21 protein-coding genes are annotated in these 24,946 nt (G+C 35.8%); 1 reads left to right on the top strand and 20 read right to left on the bottom strand.

All coding sequences use genetic code 11. The annotated features are described in order from the left end of the window. Positions 1-63: 63 nt before the first annotated feature. The 15 genes from ACHRV3_RS07450 to ACHRV3_RS07380 all read right to left on the bottom strand — a co-directional run bounded on the left by ACHRV3_RS07450 (position 64) and on the right by ACHRV3_RS07380 (position 19,183). Positions 64-489, bottom strand: a complete 426-nt coding sequence (locus tag ACHRV3_RS07450) for a CBS domain-containing protein (RefSeq protein WP_047773110.1) — start codon at positions 487-489, stop codon at positions 64-66. A gap of 915 nt (positions 490-1,404) precedes the next feature. Next, positions 1,405-2,328 (bottom strand): tRNA epoxyqueuosine(34) reductase QueG, encoded by a 924-nt coding sequence (queG, locus tag ACHRV3_RS07445; RefSeq protein WP_395433830.1) that lies wholly within the window; start codon positions 2,326-2,328, stop codon positions 1,405-1,407. Beyond that, positions 2,328-3,674: a cytochrome P450 gene (locus ACHRV3_RS07440; protein WP_395433829.1), complete on the bottom strand. Its 1,347-nt coding sequence runs from the start codon at positions 3,672-3,674 to the stop codon at positions 2,328-2,330. The genes queG and ACHRV3_RS07440 overlap by 1 nt, the downstream gene beginning before the upstream one ends. An 11-nt stretch (positions 3,675-3,685) precedes the next feature. Next, positions 3,686-4,708: a Holliday junction branch migration DNA helicase RuvB gene (gene ruvB, locus ACHRV3_RS07435; protein ID WP_047773104.1), complete on the bottom strand. Its 1,023-nt coding sequence runs from the start codon at positions 4,706-4,708 to the stop codon at positions 3,686-3,688. A 201-nt stretch (positions 4,709-4,909) separates the two neighbouring features. Continuing rightward, entirely contained in the window at positions 4,910-5,479 is a 570-nt protein-coding gene (locus ACHRV3_RS07430; RefSeq protein ID WP_395442778.1) for a hypothetical protein, read from the bottom strand. After that, complete coding sequence (locus ACHRV3_RS07425) at positions 5,476-5,961, bottom strand: RNA polymerase sigma factor (protein ID WP_395433827.1); 486 nt, start codon at positions 5,959-5,961, stop codon at positions 5,476-5,478. The genes ACHRV3_RS07430 and ACHRV3_RS07425 overlap by 4 nt, the downstream gene beginning before the upstream one ends. Before the next feature lies 1 nt (position 5,962). After that, complete coding sequence (locus tag ACHRV3_RS07420) at positions 5,963-6,799, bottom strand: alpha/beta fold hydrolase (protein WP_395433826.1); 837 nt, start codon at positions 6,797-6,799, stop codon at positions 5,963-5,965. An 840-nt stretch (positions 6,800-7,639) separates the two neighbouring features. Further along, a complete protein-coding gene (locus ACHRV3_RS07415; RefSeq protein WP_230004523.1) occupies positions 7,640-9,442 on the bottom strand; it encodes a cbb3-type cytochrome c oxidase subunit I in 1,803 nt (600 codons plus the stop codon). A gap of 31 nt (positions 9,443-9,473) precedes the next feature. Beyond that, positions 9,474-10,661: a cytochrome c oxidase subunit II gene (locus ACHRV3_RS07410; RefSeq protein ID WP_047773095.1), complete on the bottom strand. Its 1,188-nt coding sequence runs from the start codon at positions 10,659-10,661 to the stop codon at positions 9,474-9,476. 19 nt (positions 10,662-10,680) lie between these two features. After that, positions 10,681-12,225, bottom strand: a complete 1,545-nt coding sequence (locus ACHRV3_RS07405; protein WP_395433824.1) for a quinol:cytochrome C oxidoreductase — start codon at positions 12,223-12,225, stop codon at positions 10,681-10,683. A 27-nt stretch (positions 12,226-12,252) separates the two neighbouring features. After that, positions 12,253-12,798, bottom strand: a complete 546-nt coding sequence (locus ACHRV3_RS07400) for a cytochrome c (protein WP_026110155.1) — start codon at positions 12,796-12,798, stop codon at positions 12,253-12,255. An 8-nt stretch (positions 12,799-12,806) separates the two neighbouring features. Continuing rightward, positions 12,807-13,331, bottom strand: coding sequence for a DUF3341 domain-containing protein (locus tag ACHRV3_RS07395; protein WP_041516373.1), 525 nt, complete (start codon positions 13,329-13,331; stop codon positions 12,807-12,809). After that, complete coding sequence (nrfD, locus tag ACHRV3_RS07390) at positions 13,324-14,727, bottom strand: NrfD/PsrC family molybdoenzyme membrane anchor subunit (RefSeq protein ID WP_047773090.1); 1,404 nt, start codon at positions 14,725-14,727, stop codon at positions 13,324-13,326. Before nrfD ends, ACHRV3_RS07395 begins: the two co-directional genes overlap by 8 nt. Positions 14,728-14,765: 38 nt before the next feature. Continuing rightward, a complete protein-coding gene (locus tag ACHRV3_RS07385; protein ID WP_395433822.1) occupies positions 14,766-17,825 on the bottom strand; it encodes a TAT-variant-translocated molybdopterin oxidoreductase in 3,060 nt (1,019 codons plus the stop codon). 32 nt (positions 17,826-17,857) lie between these two features. After that, on the bottom strand, positions 17,858-19,183 hold the full coding sequence (locus ACHRV3_RS07380; protein ID WP_395433821.1) for a cytochrome c3 family protein: 1,326 nt from the start codon (positions 19,181-19,183) through the stop codon (positions 17,858-17,860). Positions 19,184-19,403: 220 nt separating this feature from the next. Here ACHRV3_RS07380 and ACHRV3_RS07375 point away from each other — a divergent pair, with 220 nt between their 5' ends. Beyond that, positions 19,404-19,793 carry an SPOR domain-containing protein gene (locus tag ACHRV3_RS07375; protein ID WP_047773085.1) on the top strand — a complete coding sequence of 130 codons (390 nt, stop codon included), beginning with the start codon at positions 19,404-19,406 and terminating at the stop codon, positions 19,791-19,793. Between the two features lie 93 nt (positions 19,794-19,886). Here the strand turns inward: ACHRV3_RS07375 and ACHRV3_RS07370 are convergent, their stop codons facing one another. The 5 genes from ACHRV3_RS07370 to infB form a co-directional block, all read right to left on the bottom strand. Next, positions 19,887-20,063 (bottom strand): hypothetical protein, encoded by a 177-nt coding sequence (locus ACHRV3_RS07370; RefSeq protein WP_395433820.1) that lies wholly within the window; start codon positions 20,061-20,063, stop codon positions 19,887-19,889. A gap of 1 nt (position 20,064) precedes the next feature. Next, positions 20,065-20,307: a hypothetical protein gene (locus tag ACHRV3_RS07365; RefSeq protein WP_395433819.1), complete on the bottom strand. Its 243-nt coding sequence runs from the start codon at positions 20,305-20,307 to the stop codon at positions 20,065-20,067. Between the two features lie 637 nt (positions 20,308-20,944). After that, positions 20,945-21,178, bottom strand: a complete 234-nt coding sequence (locus tag ACHRV3_RS07360; RefSeq protein WP_395433818.1) for a hypothetical protein — start codon at positions 21,176-21,178, stop codon at positions 20,945-20,947. Positions 21,179-21,354: 176 nt separating this feature from the next. Further along, the gene (locus ACHRV3_RS07355; RefSeq protein ID WP_395433817.1) at positions 21,355-21,864 is read right to left on the bottom strand and encodes a DUF4920 domain-containing protein; all 510 of its coding nucleotides are present in this window, start codon (positions 21,862-21,864) and stop codon (positions 21,355-21,357) included. Positions 21,865-22,020: 156 nt separating this feature from the next. Next, positions 22,021-24,930 carry a translation initiation factor IF-2 gene (gene infB, locus ACHRV3_RS07350; RefSeq protein ID WP_395433816.1) on the bottom strand — a complete coding sequence of 970 codons (2,910 nt, stop codon included), beginning with the start codon at positions 24,928-24,930 and terminating at the stop codon, positions 22,021-22,023. Positions 24,931-24,946 lie beyond the last annotated feature (16 nt).

The following is a 24,946-nucleotide window of genomic DNA, read 5'->3' as shown; positions in this document are numbered from 1 at the left end:
TCCAAAAAAAAATAGTCCAGCAAGATTTGGACTATTTTTTAAAGTTTATTTTTTGAATTTCACTTACTGCGAAATATAAGAATTTAAGTGATTAATAGTATCTTTCTGAATTTCTATAATTGCCTTAACAACATCACTGATAGAAATGATTCCGACTACAATTCCGTTTTCCAAAACCGGTAAATGTCTGATACGCTTTGTGCTCATAAGCTCCATACAATCTTCAATTTTGTTAGAAAGTTGTACCGAAAAAACATTCGTTTCCATAATTTCATGCACAAAGGTCTCTTTTGAAGATTTGTCTTTCAAAACAATTTTTCGGGCATAATCTCTTTCGGACAATATTCCTTTTAAATCGGATCCGTCTATAACCAGAATTGCTCCTATGTTTTTTTCTCCCATTACTTTCAGTGCTTCATAAACAGTCGTCGTTGAAAGCACGGAATAAACATTTTTCCCTTTTGCGTTTAGTATTTGATCTACAGTCATATCTGAAAAATTTTAGTTCTATAAAGTTAAAAAAAAAGGAACAGAAATAACAAATATTGTTATTTTTCATAACACAACCAACTCATTTTAAACATAATACACCTAATTTTTAGATTTTAGATTTTTCCAATAAAGAAGCAGACTATTTCTAAAGCTTTTTTGCAGAAAAGACAGGTTTTTGGGGATTAAGGACTTTTGTTGCGAATTTAACCACAAAGTTCACAAGGTTTTATGCAAGGGGCACGAAGTTAAATTATGGTATAGTAAATCCTTTTAAATTTTGTACCTACTTTTTTTTCACGCAGATTTAGCAGATTTGGCTGATCTGTTTACCTCTTATAAAAAATCTGTTCAATCTGCTAAATCTGCGTGAAAAAGAAAAACTTTGTGCTCTTTGCGTCAAAAAAATAGCGGTTTTCAAAGTGATAAAAACCTTTGTAAAACTTGCTTTTAATTTTTTAATCGCAAAGTAAAGACAAGGGACGTTATTTTTTTTCTTGCAACAGACAGCTAATTTCTCTCTGTTTGTGTCATCTCGACGAAGGAGAGATCACATCCTATTATTCGACAACAATACTTACTTTTTGTGTCATCTCGACGAAGGAGAGATCACATCTTATATTCGTCAACAGCTCTTCCTTTGTTTGTATCATTTCAACAAAAGAAAAATCACATCCTATATTCGACAACTGTGTGTGATTTGCTGGTGTGATCTCTCCTTCGTCGAGATGACATTCTAAGGGCTAGTGCTGTTATCAAGGAATGTATTTACGGTCGTAGTTTTCAGTCGCAGTTTTCAATCACAGTTAGCAGTCTAAATCTGAAATCATAAAACAGAGCAGTCACAGTTTGCAGTCACAGTTTCTACCCAGAAGTTGGAATTTGGAATTTAAAAAATTGGAATTTTTATAAATTTTATTCGAGAAATTTAATGTTACGTTTAAGTCCATCAAATTTCGCCCTCTTAATAGGTGAATTTTTAAAGACTGCTCGAAATGTTTCTTCGGTAATTTCAATCCAGTCTTTTTTGGAGAAAGAGAGTACTTCGGGATTGGGGTTAAATAAGGGCTCTGAATGCGGTTTGGAGAACCGATTCCAAGGGCAAACATCCTGGCAGGTATCACAGCCAAATGCCCATTCATCGAATTTACCCTTCATTTCCATTGGGATATTTTCTTTGAGTTCAATCGTATAATACGAAATACACTTACTCCCATCCACCACATATGGAGCCACTATTGCTTGTGTTGGACAAGCATCGATGCAGGCGGTGCAGGAACCACAATGATCTGTTGTGGCGTGATCGTATTCCAGATCAAGATCTAAAATAAGCTCGGCGATAAAATAAAAGGATCCTACTTTTTGAGTGAGCAGATTACTGTTTTTACCAATCCAGCCCAAACCGCTTTTGGCAGCCCACGCTTTGTCTAAAACAGGTGCCGAATCAACAAATGCACGACCCGAAACTTCGCCAATATGTTCCTGAATCGAGAAAAGAAACTCTTTTAGCTTTTCTTTTATGACTGTATGATAATCTTGCCCGTAAGCGTATTTTGATATTTTAAAACTTTCCTGATTTTGAACTTCTTCGGGATAATAATTAAGCAAAAGAGAGACAACACTTTTGGCATCATCAACCAATAAGGTAGGATCTAAACGTTTATCAAAATAATTTTCCATATAAGCCATCTGACCGTTATGGTTTTTCTTCAACCAATTTTCCAGACGCGGGGCTTCCTGCTCTAAAAAACCAGCTTTAGAGATTCCACAAGATAAGAAACCAAGTCTTTTTGCCTCTTCCTTGATAAATTTTGAATATGTCTCTTTAGAATTAATCATTATCTCTTTGAAAAAACAACTTCTACACCCACCGGTTTTAAGGTAATTAACGGATTAAACTGAACCGTAGTTTCCACGGAAGTAATCTTGTATTTTTTAACGATATGAGCAATTGCCAAACACATTTCGTAGATCGCAAACCCGGCTCCAATACACATTCTGGGTCCGGCACCAAAAGGGTAAAAATAAGGCATTGATTGCTTTTTCTGCTCTCCCAGAAATCGCTCGGGATTAAAGTCATCGGGGTTTTCCCAGTACTTCACATTTCGATGTAACTCATAAAAAGAAACTCCAATTAAAGTTCCTTTTTTTATATTATACCCTCCTAAAGTATCGTCTTCAACATTTTGCCTGTCTGTAATCCAGGCTGGCGGATACAGTCGCATCGATTCGTTTAAAACGGCATTTGTATAGGTCATTTTCTGAAGTTGTTCGACAACATCCTCGGTTTCAACTTCGATTTTAAGAATCTCCTCCAAAACTTTTTGCTGCACATCAGAGTTATTACCCAAAAGATGTAATGTAAAAGTCAAAGCATTGGCTGTCGTTTCGTGTCCTGCCGTAAAAAGAATCTTTATCTCATCTATCAATTGCTGAGTTGACATTCCTTCGCCGCTATCTTCATAACGTGTTTCCAGAAGCATGTTAAGCAAATCATTAATTTCGGTTTTAGAAGCCACTCTTTCTTCGATAATTTCCTGAATAATTGTATTATTCTCTTCTGCTAATTCCAGGTGTTTTTTTACCTGACCGCTAACCGAAAACCACCAGGCTTTATGAGGAAGCCTAATTTCTTTGATGAGGAAGTTTTGAACTTCTTCAATAATAAATTTTATCCGATCTAATTTCTCTTCCGCAATTGAAAATTGGAATAATGATTTGGCCACGACATTAAATGCCAGCTCACTCATTATCGGAAAAAGATCCACTTTTTGTTCTTCAGCCAGACCGTCCATCTCCGAAACAATGGTCTGTCTCATGGTCTCGACAAGCTGATTCATTTTTTGTTTGTGAAAAGCAGGTTGAATAAGCCTTCTTTGTTTTAACCAAAAATCCCCATCAACCGTCAAAAGTCCTTTCCCTAAATACTTCGAAAGATAAACAGACTGAAACCTTGACTTATGGTAATTCTTCTGATTTTTCTGTAATATATATTGAGCAACTTCATTATCTCTTGATAAAATGATATGTTGTGAACGTCCAATTTGAATGGAAAAGGAATCACCAAACCTATCAAAGTATCTTTTATGAAACGGAATAGGATTTTTACGAACCCCTTCAGCATCTAAAAAGAACCGGAGAATGGAAAGTTTCTCCGGGTAACTGTATTTTGTATGCTTAGACATTTTCAAAAGAATTAAAATAATCCGCCCTGAATATTTGTATTGATTTTACCTAGATGTTTATACGCTTTATCTGTGACTTCTCTTCCACGTGGCGTACGCATAATAAAACCTTCCTGAATTAGGAAAGGTTCATATACTTCTTCTATCGTTTCACTACTTTCGGATACTGCTGTTGCCAAAGTAGACAAACCAACCGGACCTCCTTTAAATTTATTAATGATAGTCAGTAAAATTTTATTATCCATTTCATCAAGACCGTGGGCATCGACATGTAATGCTTTCAAGGCATAACGCGCAATCTCTATGTCAATAGTTCCATTCCCTTTTATCTGTGCAAAATCACGAACTCGGCGCAGTAACGCATTTGCAATACGAGGTGTACCTCTGCTGCGTCCGGCAATTTCGATAGCAGCTTCAAGTGAAATTGGCATTTTTAATATAGAAGCACTTCGCTCGACAATAGTCGTTAAAAGTTCGGTAGTATAATATTGTAAACGAGAGGAGATTCCGAAACGCGCACGCATCGGTGCTGTCAGTAATCCGGATCGCGTTGTGGCTCCAATTAAAGTAAAAGGATTCAAATTGATCTGAACGGTTCTGGCATTTGGACCAGATTCAATCATAATATCAATTTTAAAATCCTCCATTGCCGAATACAAATATTCTTCGACAATTGGGCTCAGACGATGAATTTCATCAATGAACAAAACATCTCTTTCATCAAGATTAGTAAGCAAACCGGCCAAGTCTCCGGGTTTATCTAAAACGGGACCCGAGGTGATTTTTATTCCAACCTGAAGTTCATTAGCCAAAATATTAGCCAATGTTGTTTTACCAAGTCCGGGAGGACCATGAAACAAGGCGTGATCTAAAGCCTCGCCACGTTGATTGGCTGCTGCAACAAAAACCTTTAAGTTTTCTAAAACTTGGTCTTGTCCGGCAAAATCATCAAATGACAGGGGACGCAATCTTTTTTCAAGATCTAGCTCTTCCGGGTTGTATCCTTTTGTGGTAGGATCTAGGTTTTCATTCATCTTACAAAGATAAACAAAGTAATCAGTTTGTAAAACAGTTAAATTCCAAATAAAAATCCAAATCCCGACAATGATTGTGATCACAGCGGGATTTGGATGTTGTTATTTTCTCAGTCCTTAAAAAATTGACTTATGAATTTTTAAGTCTATTAATCCTCGGATCTTCAATTATGCCTTTTAGAAAGTCGTGTCTGTATTTTTCTAAGACATATTTTTTAAGAAATCTAAAAGTTTCATTTCTCTTCTAATTATTCTGATCATTACTAATCCAAAGAAAAGTAAAAACCCGAATCCACTGAACACGATATAAAGATAAAATCCATTGGAAAAACTTTCTTTAAAAATGGGCAAAAGAAAAGCAAAACCCGCCATATAACTCAGATAAACTATAGGTGTGAAGATATAATGAATTTTCTTTCTCCACTCATAAAACTGATGTGCTTGTTTACTGTATTCTAATAAGGTCACATCTGCTTTTAAGTTTTCTAATTTTCTCGCACTAGTCCACTCCAAAACAATTCGAATTAAAAGCATAGAAATCATAATCCCCAATCCTAAACTGAATAAGGTCTGCTTATATGCCCCAACCCAAACATAATAAATGATTAATACAATTGAAGTCAGACTTAGAATAATTCTCGTCCAAAGATGATTGTGTTTAATTTTTTTTGTGTGTGCCTCCCCTTTTTTAATAATCTCGGAGGCTGTTGGTACTACTTCGGGTCCTGTTTGCTGATCCCAAATATTTTGTAAGTCTTCAAATGTTTTCATTGTTGTACGCATTGAGTTAAACTTTTTTTAATTCGATGAATTCTAACTCGAAGTGTTTCTTCGGTGATCCCGATTACTGCTGCTATCTCCGGATAATCGATTCCGTCTAAGGTCATCAGGATGATCATTTTGTTTGTTTCTTCAAGCTTTTGTATGCATCGATACATTTGTTGAAGTTGCTCTTCTTTTTCATTCGAATAGCTTTCTAAAACAACCTGAGGTAAAATATCAGTTCGAATTTCCTTCCTCGTAGCTGATTTTCGCAAGTAAAGAAGACAGGTGTTTACCGCTATCCTATAAATCCATGTACTAATTCTGGATTCATTTCGGAATGTGTCTAAATTCTCCCAAACTTTAATGAAAATTTCCTGAGTAGCATCAGAAGCCAATGCGATCTCTCCGCAAAAATAACCTTTGCACAGTCGAAATACTTTAGCGTAATGCTTGTTGTATATATCGTTAAATTGCTCTTTTTTGACCACCTTATTTTATTTCTGATTTAATTTTTTCCATATACCACTCCGGCTGATCGTACATCACAAAATGAGCGGCCTTTTCTGCATAATAAATTTTAACAGACGGCAGGTTTTCATACTGCGCTGTATACGTTTTTTGAACTGTACTAAGATCCGGATTTGTGGCAGCTAAAATTACAACCGGAATTTTTATTTTGGCAATTTCTTTTCTCAAATCTAAATTAAGCATATCAATGTAACCGTATACAAAAGTTTTTCTATCGGCAACATTCATCCATTCGTTGATTGTTTTTTGCTTTTCTTTGTTTAGACACATGTATGGAGTCGACTGAGCATTCATTGCTTTAAACGCATTTTGATCCATGGCCAACATCATTTTACTTTGTGGATTGTCATAAGGAATCACATCTCCTTTGTAATTCGGAATCATCAATGCCGCACTTGCAGGCAAAGCATCCACAATAATTACTGCTTTGAACAGATTCGTTTCTTCTGCTGCTAACCATAAACTTAAAGTCCCTCCCAAACTATGACCTATTAAGGTGGCTTTTTTTAGGTCTTTGGTTTTTACATAAGATATAACTTCATTTTTTATCGTAGAGAGCCAAGGGGTATCTATTGGAGGAACAGTCCCAAATCCCGCAAAAGTAAAAATGTGACATTCGTTAGTTTTAGAAAGTTCGGCTACGGTCTCCTTCCACACTTCTCCTGTACAACCAAAACCAGGGAATAATAAAACAGGGGCTCCTTTTCCTTTTACTTCTACCTTAAAGGCAGTTTGAGAAAAAACAGTTTTAGAAATAAGAAGCATGCATACGATAAGTAAAATTGATTTAGTTTTCATAATGTTTAGTTTTTTAAAGGTTTTCCTTTTGATGCAGTGCTATAGTATTTGTTACATCGAAAAAGCAGTTTTTTCAAAAAAAGTGACACACTAAAAAACAATTCTTGCAAATCAAGTCCGAATACATGCTTTCTCTTTGAATTTTTTAACCATATAAGTTATGTAAGTCCATTTTAGAGTTGGCTTTGTATTCCTTGTCTTTACTTTGGATTTGAAAAAATGTTAAACTACTAAAAGGAATTTTGGATCAAGTGCAAAAGTTGGGGATTAAATAAAAAGTATACTAAAACCATGTAAGTGATTTAAGTTCATTTTAGATTTACTTTAAACTACTTGCCGAAAAAAGATAAAATCTGGAAGCCGTGGGGAAATAAAAACTTCGCTAAATGCCCGTTTAAATTTCATTTGGAAGAACTTTAAATCCTTTTTAATCCGTGTCTTCGTGATAACGAATCTGTTCAATCCGTGTCTGAAATTAAATTGCAACAGTTGTAGACAACTATTATGTAAAACTGGACGCGGATGATGCGGATTTGCAATAGCAAAAACGCTGACAAAAACGGATCTTTTATAATGAAAAGCAATATGATCGATTAAGATGGAGTGCTTTTATTTTTTACGTTTTTTTTTTGCCCAATCCTTAACTTTTACACCCGATCCGGCTTTTTATCCTAATAAAAAACGCAAAGTCCGCAAAGCTATAACTAAACTTTGCGGACTTTGCGTTTTTCCTTTGCGCCCCTTGCGGTTAAAAAACAGCAAATCTTATATCATGCTCACTAATAAAACTTGTGTAAAACAAAAGAGACTGTCTTTTCAGACAGTCTCTTTAAAATATTTTTAGTGGTGTAAAACTTCTTCACCTTCTTTCATCGGTACATTTTGAGGAACAAAATCTACATCGTGATTCGGGTTACTGTAGTCATATGGCCAACGGTATACATGAGGAATTTCTCCTGGCCAGTTACCGTGGATGTGTTCTACAGGAGTAGTCCACTCTAATGTTGTAGATTTCCAAGGATTCTGAACTGCTTTTTTACCGTAGAAAATACTGCTAAAGAAGTTGTATAAGAATACTAATTGGAATACTCCTCCAACAAGAGCAAATGTTGTAATCAATACATTCACATTTTGCAAATCGTCAAATAATGGGAAGTTTGTATTGGTATAATAACGTCTTGGTAAACCAGCTAATCCAATAAAGTGCATTGGGAAGAATACTCCGTAAGCACAAACTGCTGTAATCCAAAAGTGAATATAACCTAAGTTTTTGTTTAACATTCTTCCGTACATTTTAGGGAACCAGTGGTAAATACCAGCAAACATTCCGTAAAGTGCAGAGATACCCATTACTAAGTGAAAGTGAGCAATTACAAAGTATGTATCGTGAACGTTAATATCTAAAGTACTATCTCCTAAAATAATCCCTGTTAAACCTCCAGTGATGAAAGTAGAAACCATTCCGATAGAGAATAACATTGCAGGGTTGAATTGTAAGTTACCTTTCCATAAAGTCGTAATCCAGTTAAACGCTTTTACAGCAGAAGGAATTGCAATCAATAAAGTAGTAAAAGTAAATACAGATCCTAAGAAAGGATTCATACCTGAAATAAACATGTGGTGACCCCAAACAATTGTAGATAAAAAGGCAATTGCAAGAACTGACATAATCATCGCTCTGTATCCGAAGATTGGTTTACGAGAGTTCGTAGCCATAATTTCAGAAACAAGTCCCATTGCAGGTAAAATTACAATATATACCTCAGGGTGTCCTAAGAACCAGAATAAGTGCTCAAACAAAACCGGAGAACCTCCTTGGTAATGTAAAACCTCTCCTGCGATATAAATATCAGATAAGAAGAATGAAGTTCCGAAACTTCTATCAAAAATCAATAATAATGCTGCAGATAACAATACCGGGAATGAAATAACACCAATAATAGCTGTTACGAAAAATGTCCAGATTGTAAGTGGAAGTCTTGTCATAGACATTCCTTTAGTTCTTAAGTTGATAACCGTTACAATGTAGTTCAAAGATCCCATTAAAGAAGATGCAATGAAGATCGCCATTGAAACTAACCATAAAGTCATACCTGTACCTGATCCAGGGATCGCTTGTGGTAAAGCACTTAAAGGTGGGTAAATTGTCCAACCTGCAGAAGCTGGTCCAGCCTCAACAAATAGAGAAGACAACATTATTACAGCAGATAAGAAAAACAACCAGTATGAAATCATGTTCATAAATCCGGAAGCCATATCTCTTGCTCCAATTTGAAGTGGAATAAGTAAGTTACTAAACGTTCCACTCAAACCTGCCGTCAGTACAAAGAATACCATGATGGTACCGTGAATTGTAACTAAAGCCAGATAAATATCATTAGCCATTACACCGTCCGGTGCAAATTTATCTCCTAATAAAACATTAAATATTTTAAAAGACTCTTCCGGCCAAGCCAATTGCATTCTGAAAAGCAATGACATTGCAATACCGATAATCCCCATAATAATACCTGTAATCAAGTATTGTTTGGCAATCATTTTGTGATCAATACTAAATATATATTTGGTAATGAAAGTGTCCTTATGGTGATGTTCGTGCTCGTGATCGTGTTCGTGTCCGTGATCGTGTGCTTCTGCTGACATATATGTATACTTTAAATTTTCTTAATAAATATTATTTCGTAGCCACTTTAGCAATAACAGCTTTTACAGTATCAATAACTGCTTTTACTGTATCTTTCGCTGTACTATCTGTAGTGTTTGCTTTAGCACCTTCCGCAGGTTTTTCAGCAGCGGCAGCCGCTTTAATATCCTGAGATAAAGTTGTTTTTTCGCTTAACCATTTTTTATAATCTTCAGGAGTATCAACTACCACTTTCATTTGCATGTTGTAGTGTGAAGCTCCACAAATTTTATTACACAATAATAAATAATCAAATGTATAAGGATCTAGAGCGGTACCACCTTTAGCAACTAACTCAAGGCTTTTTTCAGCTCTAAGTTTGTTGATGTGTGCTACTTTTTCAACCATAAATGGCAACTCTCTGTATTCAGCAGTAGTATAAGTAGGAACGAATGCAAATTCAGTAACCATTCCCGGTACACAGTTCATCTGCGCTCTAAAGTGAGGCATGTAAGCAGAGTGTAATACGTCTTGTGAACGCATTTTGAAATGTACTTTTTTACCTTTTGGAATATGCAATTCACTTACAATAATATCATCTTCAGAATTTTTATCTGACATATCAACACCTAAAGTATTAATACCTTCAATCAAACGAACGTTTGCTTTTCCTAAAGTATTATCGTTTCCGGCATATCTTGCTGTCCATTTAAACTGTTGAGCATATAATTCAATTTCAATAACATCTTCATCTTTATCAACAAACATAATGTTGTTCCAAGCATACAATCCGTAAAGAATTAAACAAGCTAAAACTACAGATGGAATAATACTCCACATTGCCTCTAATTTGTTACTGTCAGCAAAAAACAATGCTTTTCTATCTTTATGTCCTCTGTTTTTAAAAGAAAACCAGTATAATAAACCTTGTGTAATAGCCTGAACTATAAAAATTAAAACCCAAGTAATGTTCATTAAACTATCTACTAAAATACCGTGCTCAGAAGCAGGTGTATGAAGTGCTAAATTACCCCATTTTAGTAAACCGTAAATCGTAAATATATAGATGAAAGCTAAAAAGCCAAACATAATATATCCTTGAATATTATTATCATTATCAGATGCAACCTGAGAATCGTCAGAAGAAGCTCCTACCTGAGTAAGATCAAATATTCTGGTCAATTGCCATAATGCAACTGCTAATAAAACTAAAACTATAATTACCAACAAACTTGTCATCTGTTTATCTCTTTAAATATTAATAATGAAAATGTTTACTTTCTTCTATGAAAGGATTTCTTTTTGCTAACAAAGGAGATTTAGTTAATGCAGTAAATACAGCAAAAATAAACAAACCTAAGAAGAAAAGAATAGATGCAATTTCAGAAACTCCAATAAACCATTTATCTCCAACAGTACCAGGCATAATCATATTAAAGAAATCAAGGTAGTGACCTAATAAGATTACAACACCAGCCATTACGATAACCCAGCTTAGACGTTTGAAATCAGTATTAATTAATATTAACAATGGGAAAACAAAGTTCATAACAACAGCTCCAAAGAAAGGAAGGTTGTATAATTGGATTCTTGTTACGAAATACGTTACCTCTTCAGGAATATTAGCGTACCAGATCAACATGAATTGAGAGAACCATAAGTAGGTCCAGAATACACTGATACCAAACATAAATTTAGCTAAATCGTGAATGTGACTTGTATTTACGAATTCTAAGTATCCTTTAGATTTTAAGTATATAGTAACTAAAGCGATTGTAGTAATACCACTTACAAAGAAAGAAGCGAATACATACCAACCAAACAAAGTACTGAACCAGTGTGGGTCAAATGACATAATCCAATCCCAAGACATGATAGACTCAGATACGATAAAGAAAACTAAAAATCCCGCAGAATAGTTGAAATTCTTTTTGTAGTACAAATCATCATTAGCTTCGTCCTGAGCTAAACAGTTTTTTCTAGAATAGTAACGGTATAAGTTCCATCCTAATAAAAAGATAGCTGCTCTAATAATCCAGAAAGGAAAGTTTAAGTAACCTGCTTTACCTGCTATAATAGCATCGTAATTCTCGCTCTTAGGATCTGTTACTCCTTCTCCTAACCATACGAAAATATGATTAAAGTGAAGTCCGCATAAAACTAAAATTATAAAGAAAACTACAGAACCTACAGGTAAGTAAGCTGTTATTCCTTGCATAACTCTGAACAAAACCGGAGACCATCCTGCTTGTGCCACTTGTTGGATAGCATAAAATGCTAAAACTCCCATAGAAAGCAGCAAGAAGAAAATAGCCGCAACATATAATGCTGACCAAGGTTTGTTTTGCAATTGGTGCAATACGTGTTTTAAATGTTTTTCATGCTCACCAGCACCATCAACTTTAGCATGCTCCCCACCTTCGTGTGAATCATGTGAAGCTTTTGCAACTTCAGGAGAAGCTACTGGAGCTTCTGCGTGTGCAGTATCTGCGTGAGCATCATGTGCTGCTTCTGTAGCTTCATGACCTGCAACTTCAGGAGAAGCTGCCGGAGTTTCTGCGTGTGCTGCACCTTCGTGTGAATCATGTGAAGCTGCTGTAGCTTCGTGACCTGCAGCCTCATGAGAAGCTGCCGGAGCTTCTGCATGTGCAGCACCATGAGAACCATGTGCATCTGCAGCTAGTATTTTTTCAACTTCTTGAATATCTTTAGGCGCACTTAAAAAACCATACCCAATCCCTAATAAACCAACGGCCATTAGGATGATAGAAAAAGTTTTTAATTTACTTGAAAATGTATACATATCTATTACGATCAGTTTGTTCAACAATTATAATTGGCTTTTTAGTTTCAGAACATAGTCAGCAACTAACCAACGTTCGTGGGCACTTAATTGATTTGCATGTGAACCCATTGCATTTAAACCATAAGTTTCAACGTGAAAGATACTTCCTTCTGTGATAACTCTGTCTTTATAGCTAGGTACTCCAAGAAATTTTTCTCTTTCAACCAATTTACCTTTACCGTTTCCAGTTGCACCGTGACAACTGATACAGTAAATTTCGAAAAGCTCTTTTCCTTTTTCAGAACTTTTTTCTGCTTCAGTCAAAGGTGATTTTAAATTTGCTTTCGCCAATTCATAACCAGCCGTTGAATTCTCATACTCGTAAGGTTCAAAACCTCTATTGATAGTTCCTTCTACAGGAAGCTGTCCTTCTTTTCCACCTTTAAATATTTTTGCCTCTGTATATGGCTCGTAAGCCACAGACTCATACATATTAGGGAAATACTGATAGTTTGGTGCCGAATTATTGTGGCATGATGAAACTAAAATAGTTATACCAACTAAAAGTGTTATTTTATATATCCTTTTCATAGCTACAATTAATTCTTTTCAATTACTTTAACTTCAACTGCTCCTGTACCTTCGAAAAAAGAAACTAGTTCTGCTTCGTTATCGTTTACAGCAACTTCCATTAAAAAATGGTCATCTGTTGTTCTTACATCAGGATTTTCAGCTTCTTTAAATGGCCATAATCTACTTCTCATATAAAAAGTAATAACCATTAAGTGGGCAGCAAAAAATACAGTCATCTCAAACATAATAGGCACAAATGCCGGCATATTTTGAATGAAACTGAAACTTGGTTTTCCACCAATATCTTGTGGCCAGTCATGAATCATAATATAACTCATCATTGTTGTTGCAACAGAGATACCAACACAACCGTATAAGAAAGCACAAATTGCTAATCTAGTTGGTGCTAATCCCATAGCTTTATCCAATCCGTGAACTGGGAATGGAGTAAAAACTTCTTCAATATGATGATGTGCAGCTCTGGTTTTCTTTACTGCATCCATCAAAATATCATCGTCATTATAAATGGCGTATATTACTTTATTACTCATGATGTGAATCTTTATTTGCTGCTCTTTCTCTAATATAATTATCTCCTGTTCCTTTCAAAATTGTTTTCACCTCTGCCTGAGCAATTACAGGGAATGTTCTAGAGTATAATAAAAACAATACGAAGAAGAAACCAATTGTTCCGATGAAAATTCCAATATCAACAAATGTTGGTGAGAACATTGTCCAAGAAGATGGAAGGTAATCTCTATGTAAAGAAGTAACAATAATTACGAATCTTTCAAACCACATTCCGATGTTTACCACAATCGAAATAATAAATGAAAACATGATACTTGTTCTTAGTTTTTTGAACCACATAAATTGCGGAGAGAAAACGTTACAAGTCATCATTGACCAATATGCCCACCAGTAAGGTCCGGTAGCTCTGTTTAAGAACGCATATTGCTCATATTCTACACCTGAATACCAAGCTACAAATAACTCAGTGATGTAAGCAACCCCAACGATAGAACCTGTAATCATGATTACAATATTCATTAATTCGATATGTTGAAGTGTAATATAAGCTTCCAAGTTTGAAACTTTTCTCATAATGATCAACAAGGTGTTTACCATTGCAAATCCTGAGAATACCGCTCCAGCAACGAAGTATGGAGGGAAAATTGTAGTATGCCATCCTGGAATTACAGAAGTAGCAAAGTCCATAGATACAATAGTGTGTACAGAAAGTACAAGTGGCGTAGCTAATCCTGCAAGTACCAAAGATACTTCTTCAAAACGTTGCCAGTCTTTTGCTCTACCACTCCATCCAAAACTTAGGATAGAATATACTCTTTTATGGAAAGGTGTTATTGCTCTATCACGTAGCATTGCAAAGTCAGGTAACAATCCAGTCCACCAGAATACTAATGATACCGAAAGGTACGTTGAGATTGCAAATACGTCCCAAAGTAGCGGTGAGTTAAAGTTTACCCATAATGATCCAAATTGATTTGGAATAGGTAAAACCCAGTATGCTAACCATGGACGACCCATGTGAATAATTGGAAATAAACCTGCCTGAACTACTGAGAAGATAGTCATAGCTTCTGCAGAACGGTTAATCGCCATTCTCCAACGCTGACGGAAAAGTAATAATACGGCAGAAATCAATGTTCCTGCGTGACCAATACCAACCCACCAAACGAAGTTAGTGATATCCCAGGCCCAACCAACTGTTTTATTTAATCCCCATGTTCCGATACCGGTAGATACAGTGTAAATAATACAACCTAATCCCCAAAGGAAGGCCGTTAATGCGATTGTAAATACAATCCACCAATGTTTATTTGCTTTACCTTCAACAGGTGCAGCTACATCTACTGTTACATCGTGATAAGATTTATCACCTATAACTAAAGGTTTTCTAATGGGTGCTTCGTAATGAGACGACATAATCCTTTATATTGTTTCTAATTAATAATTATTTTTTACTAAACGTTTCTAACTTTAACATGATAGAAAACGTTTGGTTTTGTACCAACATGCTCTAATAAGTGATACATTCTTTCACTTTCAGCAAGTTTAGCAACTTCACTTTCTTTATCATTAACATCTCCAAAAACCATTGCTCCAGAAGAACAAGCAGCTGAACATGCACAAGTATTATTAAATTCATCTTTCGCTACTACTCTTCCTTCACGTTTAGCTTGAAGAATAACCGCTTGTGTACTTTGAATACAGAAAGAACATTTTTCCATTACTCCACGAGAACGAACGTTTACGTCTGGGTTTAATACCATACGACCTAAGTCATCATTCATGTGGTAATCGAATTCACTGTTTTTGTTGTACAAGAACCAGTTGAAACGACGTACTTTATAAGGACAGTTGTTTGCACAGTAACGAGTACCAACACATCTGTTGTAAGCCATATGGTTTTGACCTTGACGACCGTGAGAAGTCGCAGCAACAGGACAAACCGTTTCACATGGTGCGTGGTTACAGTGTTGACACATTACAGGTTGGAAAGCCACTTGCGGGTTATCCCCTGGTTTTTCCATTTCGTTAAATGTAGACAATGAACTAGATAAACCAGCTATATTTTCTTTTCTTTCGTTATCACCTTCAAAAGTACTTTCAGAAGAATAGTATCTGTCAATACGCAACCAGTGCATATCACGACTTCTTCTTACCTCTGCTTTACCTACAACCGGTACATTGTTTTCAGCATGACAAGCAATAACACATGCTCCACATCCTGTACAAGCATTTAAGTCGATAGAAAGATTAAAGTGATGTCCTGTAGAACGATCAAATGACTCCCATAAATCAACTGTTGTAGCTTCAACTTCTTCGTGATCTAAAGATACCATTGGTTGTGGATTCCAATGTTCTGCATCTTTAGAATTAAATACTTCAAGAGTAGTTTCCTTAATAATATCTCCTCTACCCATTAATGTTTTCTGACCTTGAACACAAGCAAACTCATGCTCTCCATTTGCCTTAGCAATAGAGATAGTCTGAACACTATTAAAGTTTTTATATAAAGCGTAAGCGTTTAAACCTACTTGCATTTCTTCTTTTAAAGCTGCTTTACGTCCGTAACCTACAGCCATACCAACTGTACCAACAGCTTGTCCTGGTTGAACAATTACAGGAACATTTTCCAACTTAACACCATCAGCTGTTGTAATTGTAGCATAACTACCATTCAAACCACCATTGGCAACGATTTCATTTGTTAAACCTAATTTCTTAGCATCTGCGTTCGAAACGGTAACATAGTTATCCCAAGAAACTCTTGTGATTGGATCCGGAAACTCTTGCAACCAAGGATTGTTTGCTTGTTGTCCGTCACCCATACCCGTTTTAGTGTACAATACTAATTCGAAGTCACCGGCTGCTTTTGATTTAGAAACTGCGGTTGCAGCTGCATTATAATCAAATGAACCAGCAGCTAAAGCAGATGATCCCATTACAAAAACACCATCATGTAAAACTTTGTTCCAAGAAGAACCTACAACAACACCAGCTGAATTAGCTTTGATATAATCATAGAAAGTTCCAGAAATTCCGTTTAACGATAATAAAACGTCTTGAAATTGTTTTGTATTAAATATAGGACGGATAGTTGGCTGAGTCAAACTATACGTTCCTTTTGTTATCATAACATCACCCCATGCTTCTAAGTAGTGAGCAACAGGAGCAGCAATCTTAACAATAGAAGCTGTTTCGTCTTCTTTTAAAGAAAAAGCAACAGACGTATCTACTTTTTTCAATCCCGAAACAAAAGCAGCAGAATCAGCTAATGTGTAAACCGGGTTAACACCACTCATAATTAAAGTATGAACACTACCTGCATTCATATCTTTGATCAACTGAGCAACAACTGCATTAGAACCTTTTCTAATTTGTCTTGTTCCAGCAGTACTAAAAGCTTCACTAGCCAACACTTGGTTGATAGCTAAAACTAATAACTGAGCATTTTTATCTTCAATTCCAGATACTAAGACTCCTTTTGATCCGGCAGCTTTTAATTGCTGAGCAGCTTTCACTACTTCAGCTTTCACTGTAGGATCTAAAGTAACTCCAATAGAAGTACCTGCAATAACATTATATATTTGAACTAAAGCTTGTTTCTGATTTTCAACAGTCATCGAAATACGCTTATCAGCAGCAGCTCCGGACAATGTCATATTAGATTCGAACTGGAAGTGACGAGACATTTTTCCGTTTTGAGGAATACGTCCTTTTGCATATCCTGAATCGTATCCACCACCTTGCCAATCTCCTAAGAAATCAGCTCCAACAGCAACAATTAAAGAAGCTTTTGAAAAATCATAATCAACTAAAGCTCTTTCACCGTAAACTGTTTCGAATGCATCTAAAGCATCTGATGAAGAAACTGCATCATAAACCACATGCTTAGCATTTGGATTTTTAGCAATAAAATCAGCAATTAATTTTTCAGTAGACGGACTCGCCAAAGTATTTGTCAACAATACCACTTGACCTCCTTTAGCTTTCGCAGCAGCAATCCCTGATTTGATTCTTAAATCAACAGCAGACCAGCTACTATTTTTTCCATCCAATTTAGGTTCTTTCAAACGCATACTGTCATATAATGACAAGATAGACGCGTGAATTCTTGCATTGGCTGAAAACTTAGCTCCGGAAATAGTATTGTTTTCAATTTTAATTGGACGACCTTCACGAGTTTTCACTAAAAGGTTAGCAAAATCAAAACCATCAAAAACAGTAGTTGCATAATAATCTGCAACACCAGGAATGATTTGTTCTGGTTGTAACACATAAGGTATAGACTTGTGAACAGGGCCTTCGCAAGCTGCTAGCGTTACGGCTGCAGTACTAAACCCTACGTACTTTAAAAAGTCACGACGTGAAGTTCCAGATGAAGCTAATGCATCAGCATTACCTAAGAATTCATCTGTTGGAATTTCTTCAACAAATTCGTTATTTCTAAGCGCCTCAACAATAGAACTATTTTCTAGTTCCTCAACACTTTTCCAGTATTTTTTGTTTGATGACATTGTATATAAATATTAAAATCTTAATAATTCGATTAATAGTGGCATTTACCGCATTCTAAACCTCCCATTTGCGCTGCAGTCAATTTCTCTACACCGTATTTTTTAGAAAGTTCAGCATGAATTTTATCATAGTAAGCATTTCCTTCCATCTTAACATCAGTTTTTCTATGGCAATCAACGCACCATCCCATTGTTAATTTAGAGTATTGCTTCATGATTTCAAATTCTTGTACTGGTCCATGACAAGTTTGACACTCAACACCTGCAACAGAAACGTGCTGTGAGTGATTGAAATACACAAAATCAGGTAAATTATGAATACGAACCCATTTTACTGGTTGTGTTTTTCCGGTATAAGCTTGTTTTGCTTTATCCCATCCAACTGCATCATATAATTTTTGAATTTGAGCATCGTAGAAAGCCTTGCTGTACTCAGGAGTAGCAGTAGTTTCAGCAACTTCAGAAATGTTTTTATGACAGTTCATACAAACATTCAAAGAAGGAATACCAGCCGTTTTACTCACACGAGCAGCAGAGTGACAATATTTACAATTGATCTCATTATCACCTGCGTGAATTTTATGAGAATAATGTATTGGTTGAATTGGCTCATAATTCTGATCAACACCCACCTGCATCAGGTAACCGTATACAAAATAACCACTTGCCAATAGCAAAAATATAGAAGTTACTAAAACCAAAAATTGGTTTCTGGCAAATGCTTTCCAGATTGGAGTTCTTGCTTCTTTTGGAGCTACTACAATACCATTATTACTTGCTACTTTAGTTAAGACTTTATTCACCATGAACAACATCACAACCAAGATAGCCATTACAAGAGCAAGAGCACCTAAAATAATATTATTTGAAATTCCGCTTCCACCATCTTGAGGACCTGATGGCAATGCACCAGTAACCTTAACCGGCTCTGGTTTTACTTCAGAAGTATACGCTAAAATATTATCAATATCACCTTCTGATAATTGAGGAAAAGAAGTCATTACAGACTTGTTGTTTTCTTCAAAAAGTTTTACTGCTACAGCATCACCTGACTTAATCATGTCAGAACTGTTGTGCACCCACTTGTAAATCCAAGCTTTATCATGCTTATCGGCAACTCCCCTCAAAGCGGGACCTGTTGATTTGGCATCTAATTTGTGACATGCAGCGCAATTTGCATTAAAAAGTTCTTTCCCTTTTACTGGATCACCACCTGCAGTTGCAGCCGGAGCAGCAGCTTCAGGCGCTGCAGGAGCAGCAGCATCTTGAGCAAATGAAGTTAGGGAGAAAATCAGCGTTAGCGATAAGCTAAGCATTAATTTTCTTGAGATCGAATTATGGTTACCCACCTTTTTCATATAGTATAAAATTATCTACTAATTTTTTGGTATGATTTTTTCTGTAACAAAAACAGCAAAAACCGAACACCTTCTTTTAAAACTTGCACAAAAATACGACTTATGAACTATTCTCAAAACCTTAAAATACCCTTAAATACCAATTTATATCAATTCTAAATAAAATTAAAATTTTCCACACAAACATTAAATACTATTTTTGCATAAAAACTATCACATTATGAGAATTTTAACTCCCTCCAAAAGAGTCTACCTAACACTAACAATGATCACTTTAGCTTATAACATTAATGCTCAAGACCAAAATTTAACCTTAAATCAGGACCCGAAATTTGAGCAATTACTGAATGACAAACGCAAAATTAACACATCAATAAGTACAAACGACACCTATAGAATTCAAATTTTTAGTGGCAAAAGTGATGAGGCTAAAAAAACACTTACAGATTTCAAGAAGGAATACAACACTATTGACGGAACGATAATTTTCAACACGCCAAACTACAAGGTAATCGTTGGGAACTTCAAAACAAAAATTGAAGCCGAACGCAATTTGGCAGAGATCAAAAAACGATACAAAAGTGTCTTTTTAATCAAACCGGGAAGATAGTAACAGCTAAACAGAAAAAACAAAAACCACTTTTTAAGTGGTTTTTTCTTTATAATCAAAAAACGGATCTTATAGGCTATAGAATAGTCTCTTTTATTTCAAATTATTAAGTTCGTCTTGCATTCGATCATACATCACTTCTTTCCGCACACAATCAAATAGAGGCCTTAAATCCATAATTAAATAAAAATCTTTGATAGCTTCCTTTTTATTATATATATCAATGTAATCTGTTTGTACTGGTAAATAAGGAAAAACAACTGCTTCCATATTAAAAGAATTCTTTGGCAGATTTCGGGTCCTGTAAGAGTATTCCCCTTACATTTGTTGTATGAAATTTAAAACAACCATCTGTCGTCTGCGCATTACTTAATGACTTACCTGTTCTTACATCAAAAATATGCCCACGGATTGCAACACTCTTTGCTTCTTTCAGCAAAGTATCAACGGTTTCTCCTTTACTTTCCAATAGACCTTTAGTCACCGTATAAGCATCTTTGTTATTGGTCGACATAGTTTGTTTTTTGAAGAAGAAAATCCAACCAGAACCAAAATAAGCAACCTTAAAATAGTTTTACATTGCTTCATAATAAAAATAATCAACAACCTGCCTTTTTACCCTTTTGAGCTTTTGACTTTCCTTTCATATCTGTACCCTATAACCCGATGTTAACGGCATCGAAAATTCTTTTTCTTTCTACTTCAGGCAATGCCAAAAAAGACTGCCGTTTCTTCAAGACCATCCCAAGCCATACCTTGGCAAAACTGATTCTCTAATTCATATCCTACGAAGACCATAAAGTTTGTAAAGCAGCACCTACTAGACTTACAGCTTTAGTAGTTTCAGCATGTTTCCTTGGTTCAAAGAATGACATTTATCCCATATTTCTATCATTATTGGATAAGTTACATTTCGTATACAAACTATTGTCAAATGGGTGTGAATTGACTCCTGTTGCATTGTTTTTTACCCAAGACAACTCCGTAGCATTAGAAATAAAGAAACACCAAACACTGCTCTAATACCTCTCGTTTCGTTATAGAAACCAGCTAATGTATGTCCGGGAACATCAGGACTTGTCAATCCTTGCTCCATGGTCGAACTATTATTCTGCGATCTTACATATTGATAATTCATCCTTTGGTATAGATCATTTCCAAGAAACTGAACAGGTCTTACGACCGGGTTTGATAACCTCTCTTAATAGTATAGGATCTGTTGCACCAGCCTGCTCCAGATCATAGACTCCGGAAACAGTCCCTTCATCAATTTTAAAACCACTCAGCATCTCACCTTCCAGATTCGTAGTGGCATTGGCAATGTTTAATTTGGTAGTTGTATTCGTTAAATCAATTTGATCTAATAATATCAGATCAATTTTCAAATTACTACACAATAAGTATTTTCTGATAATCAATATATAAACGAGGGACAAAACATTATATGTATCACAAAATCGGCAAAATCAACACAATCATCATACAACATTAAGCAAAAAAAAGTCTCAATTTTCATTGAGACTTTAAAATATAAAAGATGCTTTTAAACCAAAAAACGAAATTAGTTGACTACCCTAATTCCATCAGCCAAAAAACGAATTTCCTCTTTTGGAGCCGTAATAGCATCTATTTCCGATTGTGCTTTTTTAGCATCTTTTGCATAATGTTTCAGTTCTTCCACCGAGGTTATTTTCTTCTCAGCAACACCTTCTAAAACAACATTTTTACCTTTCAGACTGGTTGGCACAAAAAAAGCATACTCTTTCATTTTTACAAAAAAGGGAGAGCCGTCTTCTGTTTTAATGGTCAACCAACATCCTCTTTTTTCGCAGACATCAGTCACCAACCCTTTCACAGCAATATTCTCAACCTTTTTCATATTCTTTAATCCGCTTTCGAGTTTCTCAACCGAGATAGCTTTGCCCTCAGACACTTTAGAAACATTAGCTCCATAATAATCCCCAACTAAAGCATTTCCTGCCGGTGGAGCTTTTTTTTCTACAGCTTCCTGCGAAAAGCACAAACTGGAAAGACACAAAGAAAGTAGTACTGAATATAGTAATGGTTTCATAGTTAAATAATTTTAGTTAAAAATAACACTAAAATCTGACATAAGGCAAGTATTATTTTAACTAAAAACCAACTTCAAAAACCGGATTTCTCTTCGGTAAACGCCAAAAAAAAAGTCCCAACAAAAGTTGGGACTTTAAACTATAAGTATTGAATTTTATTTCAATTTCTTTTTGATTGCTACCTCATGGTAAGCTTCAATAACATCTCTTTCTTCGATATCATTGTATCCTTTAATCTGGATACCACAATCGTAACCTTTAGAAACTTCTCTTACATCATCTTTGAAACGTTTCAATGCTACAAGTTCACCTGTATGCACTACTACACCTTCTCTGATAACTCTAATTTTAGAAGTTCTCATGATCTTACCATCCATCACCATACATCCTGCAATAGAACCAACTTTAGAAATTTTGAAAATCTCACGGATTTCTGCAGTTCCTAAAATCTCTTCTTTCATCTCAGGAGCTAACATTCCTTCCATCGCATCTTTCAAGTCATCGATAGCAGCGTAGATAATAGAGTAGTAACGGATATCGATTTCTTCTTTATCTGCAAGTTGTCTCGCATTTCCAGCAGGACGAACGTTAAATCCAATAATGATCGCATCAGAAGCAGAAGCCAACATAACGTCAGTCTCTGTAATGGCTCCAACACCTTTATGGATAATGTTAATTTGAATTTCTTCTGTAGAAAGTTTAGAGAACGAATCTGATAATGCTTCAACAGATCCATCAACATCTCCTTTAAGGATTACGTTTAATTCTTTAAACTGACCAAGAGCAATACGACGACCAATCTCATCAAGAGTAATATGACGTTGTGTACGTACCGATTGTTCACGCATTAATTGAGAACGTTTAGAGGCAATTTGTTTTGCTTCTTTTTCGTCTTCAAAAACGTTGAATTTATCACCGGCCGTAGCTGCACCATCTAAACCTAAAACAGAAACCGGAGTTGAAGGACCTGCTTGTAAAACAATATGTCCTCTTTCATCATGCATTGCTTTAATCTTACCGTGGTGTTTACCAGCCAACATATAATCTCCTACTTTTAAAGTTCCGTGTTGAACTAAAATGGTAGAAACATATCCTTTTCCTTTATCTAAGAAAGCTTCTACTACAGTTCCCTGCGCTGCTTTGTTAGGATTAGATTTTAAATCTAAAATTTCTGCTTCTAATAAAACTTTTTCTAATAGTTCTTTTACTCCTGTTCCTACTTTTGCAGAAATATCATGTGATTGAATTTTTCCACCCCAGTCTTCAACAAGTAAATTCATACTAGCCAAACGTTCCTTGATCTTCTCAACGTTCGCATTTGGTTTATCAATTTTATTGATTGCAAATATAATTGGTACTCCCGCAGCTTGTGCGTGAGAAATTGCTTCTTTTGTTTGTGGCATGATATCATCATCTGCCGCCACTACGATAATCGCGATATCGGTAACTTGAGCTCCACGTGCACGCATCGCGGTAAACGCCTCGTGACCCGGTGTATCTAAGAATGCGATTTTCTGACCATTATCAAGAGTTACTCCATAAGCTCCAATGTGCTGTGTAATACCTCCCGACTCACCAGCGATAACATTTTCTTTACGGATATAATCCAGTAAAGAGGTTTTACCGTGATCGACGTGACCCATTACTGTAACAATCGGCGCTCTTGTAACTAAATCTTCTTCTTTATCTTCAACAACTTCTATAGCCTCTTCGATATCAACTGTGATAAACTCAACTTCGTAACCGAATTCATCAGCCACAATAGTTAATGTTTCAGCATCCAAACGTTGGTTCATGGTAACCATGATTCCAAGTGACATACAAGTTCCAATTACTTTGGTAATCGGCACATCCATCATGATTGCAATTTCACCTACTGTAACGAATTCTGTAACCTTAATTGTTTTACTTCCTTCGTCGATAGCTCTTTGCTCATCATCAGATTTCTGACGGTGCGTTTCTCTTTTATCTCTTCTGTATTTAGCAGCTTTCGATTTCCCACCTTTCCCTTGAAGTTTTTCAAGAGTCTCTCTAATTTGGTTTTTTACTTCCTCTTCAGTAGGCTCTACTTTAGCTACAATTGCAGGACGGTTTCCTTTTACGAAACCAGGTCTTGCACTTCTGTTAGCATTAAAACCTCCTCCACCGGTATTTGGTGTAATTTTATTAGGATTTGGTGTTCCCGGTGCATTACCTGTTGCAGGTTTTGGTGCTCCCGGTGTACCTGGCTTAGGTGCAATTCTTTTACGCTTATTTTTGTTAGCGTTATTTCCTGCACCCGGAGCTCCCGGTTTATTAGGTGTTATTTTCGGGTCTTCTTTCTTCTTCTTAGGTTTGTTAAATTGAGATAAATCAATTGTCTGACCTGTAAGTGTCGTTCCTGATAACTTTTGATATTGAGTAGTGATTGTCTCTTCTGCAGTAGAAGGATCCGTTGATATAATCGGCTCCTGAGCTACTTTCGGAGCTTCCACTTTCACTTCTTTCACTTCTTTTTTCTCTGTAATAATAGGTTTTTCAACTTTGTTCTCAGAAACTACAGGAGGAGCCACTACTACCGGCTCAGGCTGTACTATTTCTTTTTCTTTCTGAACAGGTTTTTCCTCTTGAGATGGAGTAGCAACAACAACTTTAGGTTCTTCAACTTTCACTGGTTCCTCTGAAGGAGCAGAAACAATTGCAGGTTTCTCAGGTTTTTTTGGATTCAAATCAATTTTACCCACTTGAACAGGTCCTGTCACAACAGCTCTCGCTTTAATGATCTCTTGTTGTTTTTGACGCTCTTCGTCTTGTCTGCGTTTGTCTTCAATTTCTTTCTCACGCTCTACACGTAATGCTTCTTTCTCTTTTCTCTTCTCTTCTCCTACCTCTTTAGAAGCTTCCTTATTCCCCTTATCGCCCGCAAATTGGCTTTGTAGGATATTAAATTCGCTATCAGAAATTTTTGCATTCGGATTTGCGTCAATAGCAATTCCCTTATCTTTTAGATAATCAACAGCTCTTTCTAACGAAATATTTAATTCCCTTAAAACCTTGTTTATTCTTATTACTCTCTCTTCAGACATATAACCTTTTTATTAT

Origin of the sequence: Flavobacterium sp. FlaQc-49 (assembly GCF_044005985.1) — a bacterium.
In the GTDB taxonomy this organism is placed as follows: Bacteria; Bacteroidota; Bacteroidia; order Flavobacteriales; family Flavobacteriaceae; genus Flavobacterium; species Flavobacterium cupriresistens.
The sequence above is the reverse complement of the archived record's forward strand: the minus strand, read 5'-3'. Positions and strand labels throughout refer to the sequence as shown.

Coding starts and splice junctions, on each gene's coding strand:
- ACHRV3_RS07450 (WP_047773110.1), bottom strand. CDS start 489: ATGACTGTAGATCAAATACTAAACGCAAAAGGGAAAAATGTTTATTCC.
- queG (WP_395433830.1), bottom strand. CDS start 2,328: ATGATTAATTCTAAAGAGACATATTCAAAATTTATCAAGGAAGAGGCA.
- ACHRV3_RS07440 (WP_395433829.1), bottom strand. CDS start 3,674: ATGTCTAAGCATACAAAATACAGTTACCCGGAGAAACTTTCCATTCTC.
- ruvB (WP_047773104.1), bottom strand. CDS start 4,708: ATGAATGAAAACCTAGATCCTACCACAAAAGGATACAACCCGGAAGAG.
- ACHRV3_RS07430 (WP_395442778.1), bottom strand. CDS start 5,479: ATGAAAACATTTGAAGACTTACAAAATATTTGGGATCAGCAAACAGGA.
- ACHRV3_RS07420 (WP_395433826.1), bottom strand. CDS start 6,799: ATGAAAACTAAATCAATTTTACTTATCGTATGCATGCTTCTTATTTCT.
- ACHRV3_RS07415 (WP_230004523.1), bottom strand. CDS start 9,442: ATGTCAGCAGAAGCACACGATCACGGACACGAACACGATCACGAGCAC.
- ACHRV3_RS07410 (WP_047773095.1), bottom strand. CDS start 10,661: ATGACAAGTTTGTTGGTAATTATAGTTTTAGTTTTATTAGCAGTTGCA.
- ACHRV3_RS07405 (WP_395433824.1), bottom strand. CDS start 12,225: ATGTATACATTTTCAAGTAAATTAAAAACTTTTTCTATCATCCTAATG.
- ACHRV3_RS07400 (WP_026110155.1), bottom strand. CDS start 12,798: ATGAAAAGGATATATAAAATAACACTTTTAGTTGGTATAACTATTTTA.
- ACHRV3_RS07395 (WP_041516373.1), bottom strand. CDS start 13,331: ATGAGTAATAAAGTAATATACGCCATTTATAATGACGATGATATTTTG.
- nrfD (WP_047773090.1), bottom strand. CDS start 14,727: ATGTCGTCTCATTACGAAGCACCCATTAGAAAACCTTTAGTTATAGGT.
- ACHRV3_RS07385 (WP_395433822.1), bottom strand. CDS start 17,825: ATGTCATCAAACAAAAAATACTGGAAAAGTGTTGAGGAACTAGAAAAT.
- ACHRV3_RS07380 (WP_395433821.1), bottom strand. CDS start 19,183: ATGAAAAAGGTGGGTAACCATAATTCGATCTCAAGAAAATTAATGCTT.
- ACHRV3_RS07375 (WP_047773085.1), top strand. CDS start 19,404: ATGAGAATTTTAACTCCCTCCAAAAGAGTCTACCTAACACTAACAATG.
- ACHRV3_RS07370 (WP_395433820.1), bottom strand. CDS start 20,063: ATGGAAGCAGTTGTTTTTCCTTATTTACCAGTACAAACAGATTACATT.
- ACHRV3_RS07365 (WP_395433819.1), bottom strand. CDS start 20,307: ATGTCGACCAATAACAAAGATGCTTATACGGTGACTAAAGGTCTATTG.
- ACHRV3_RS07355 (WP_395433817.1), bottom strand. CDS start 21,864: ATGAAACCATTACTATATTCAGTACTACTTTCTTTGTGTCTTTCCAGT.
- infB (WP_395433816.1), bottom strand. CDS start 24,930: ATGTCTGAAGAGAGAGTAATAAGAATAAACAAGGTTTTAAGGGAATTA.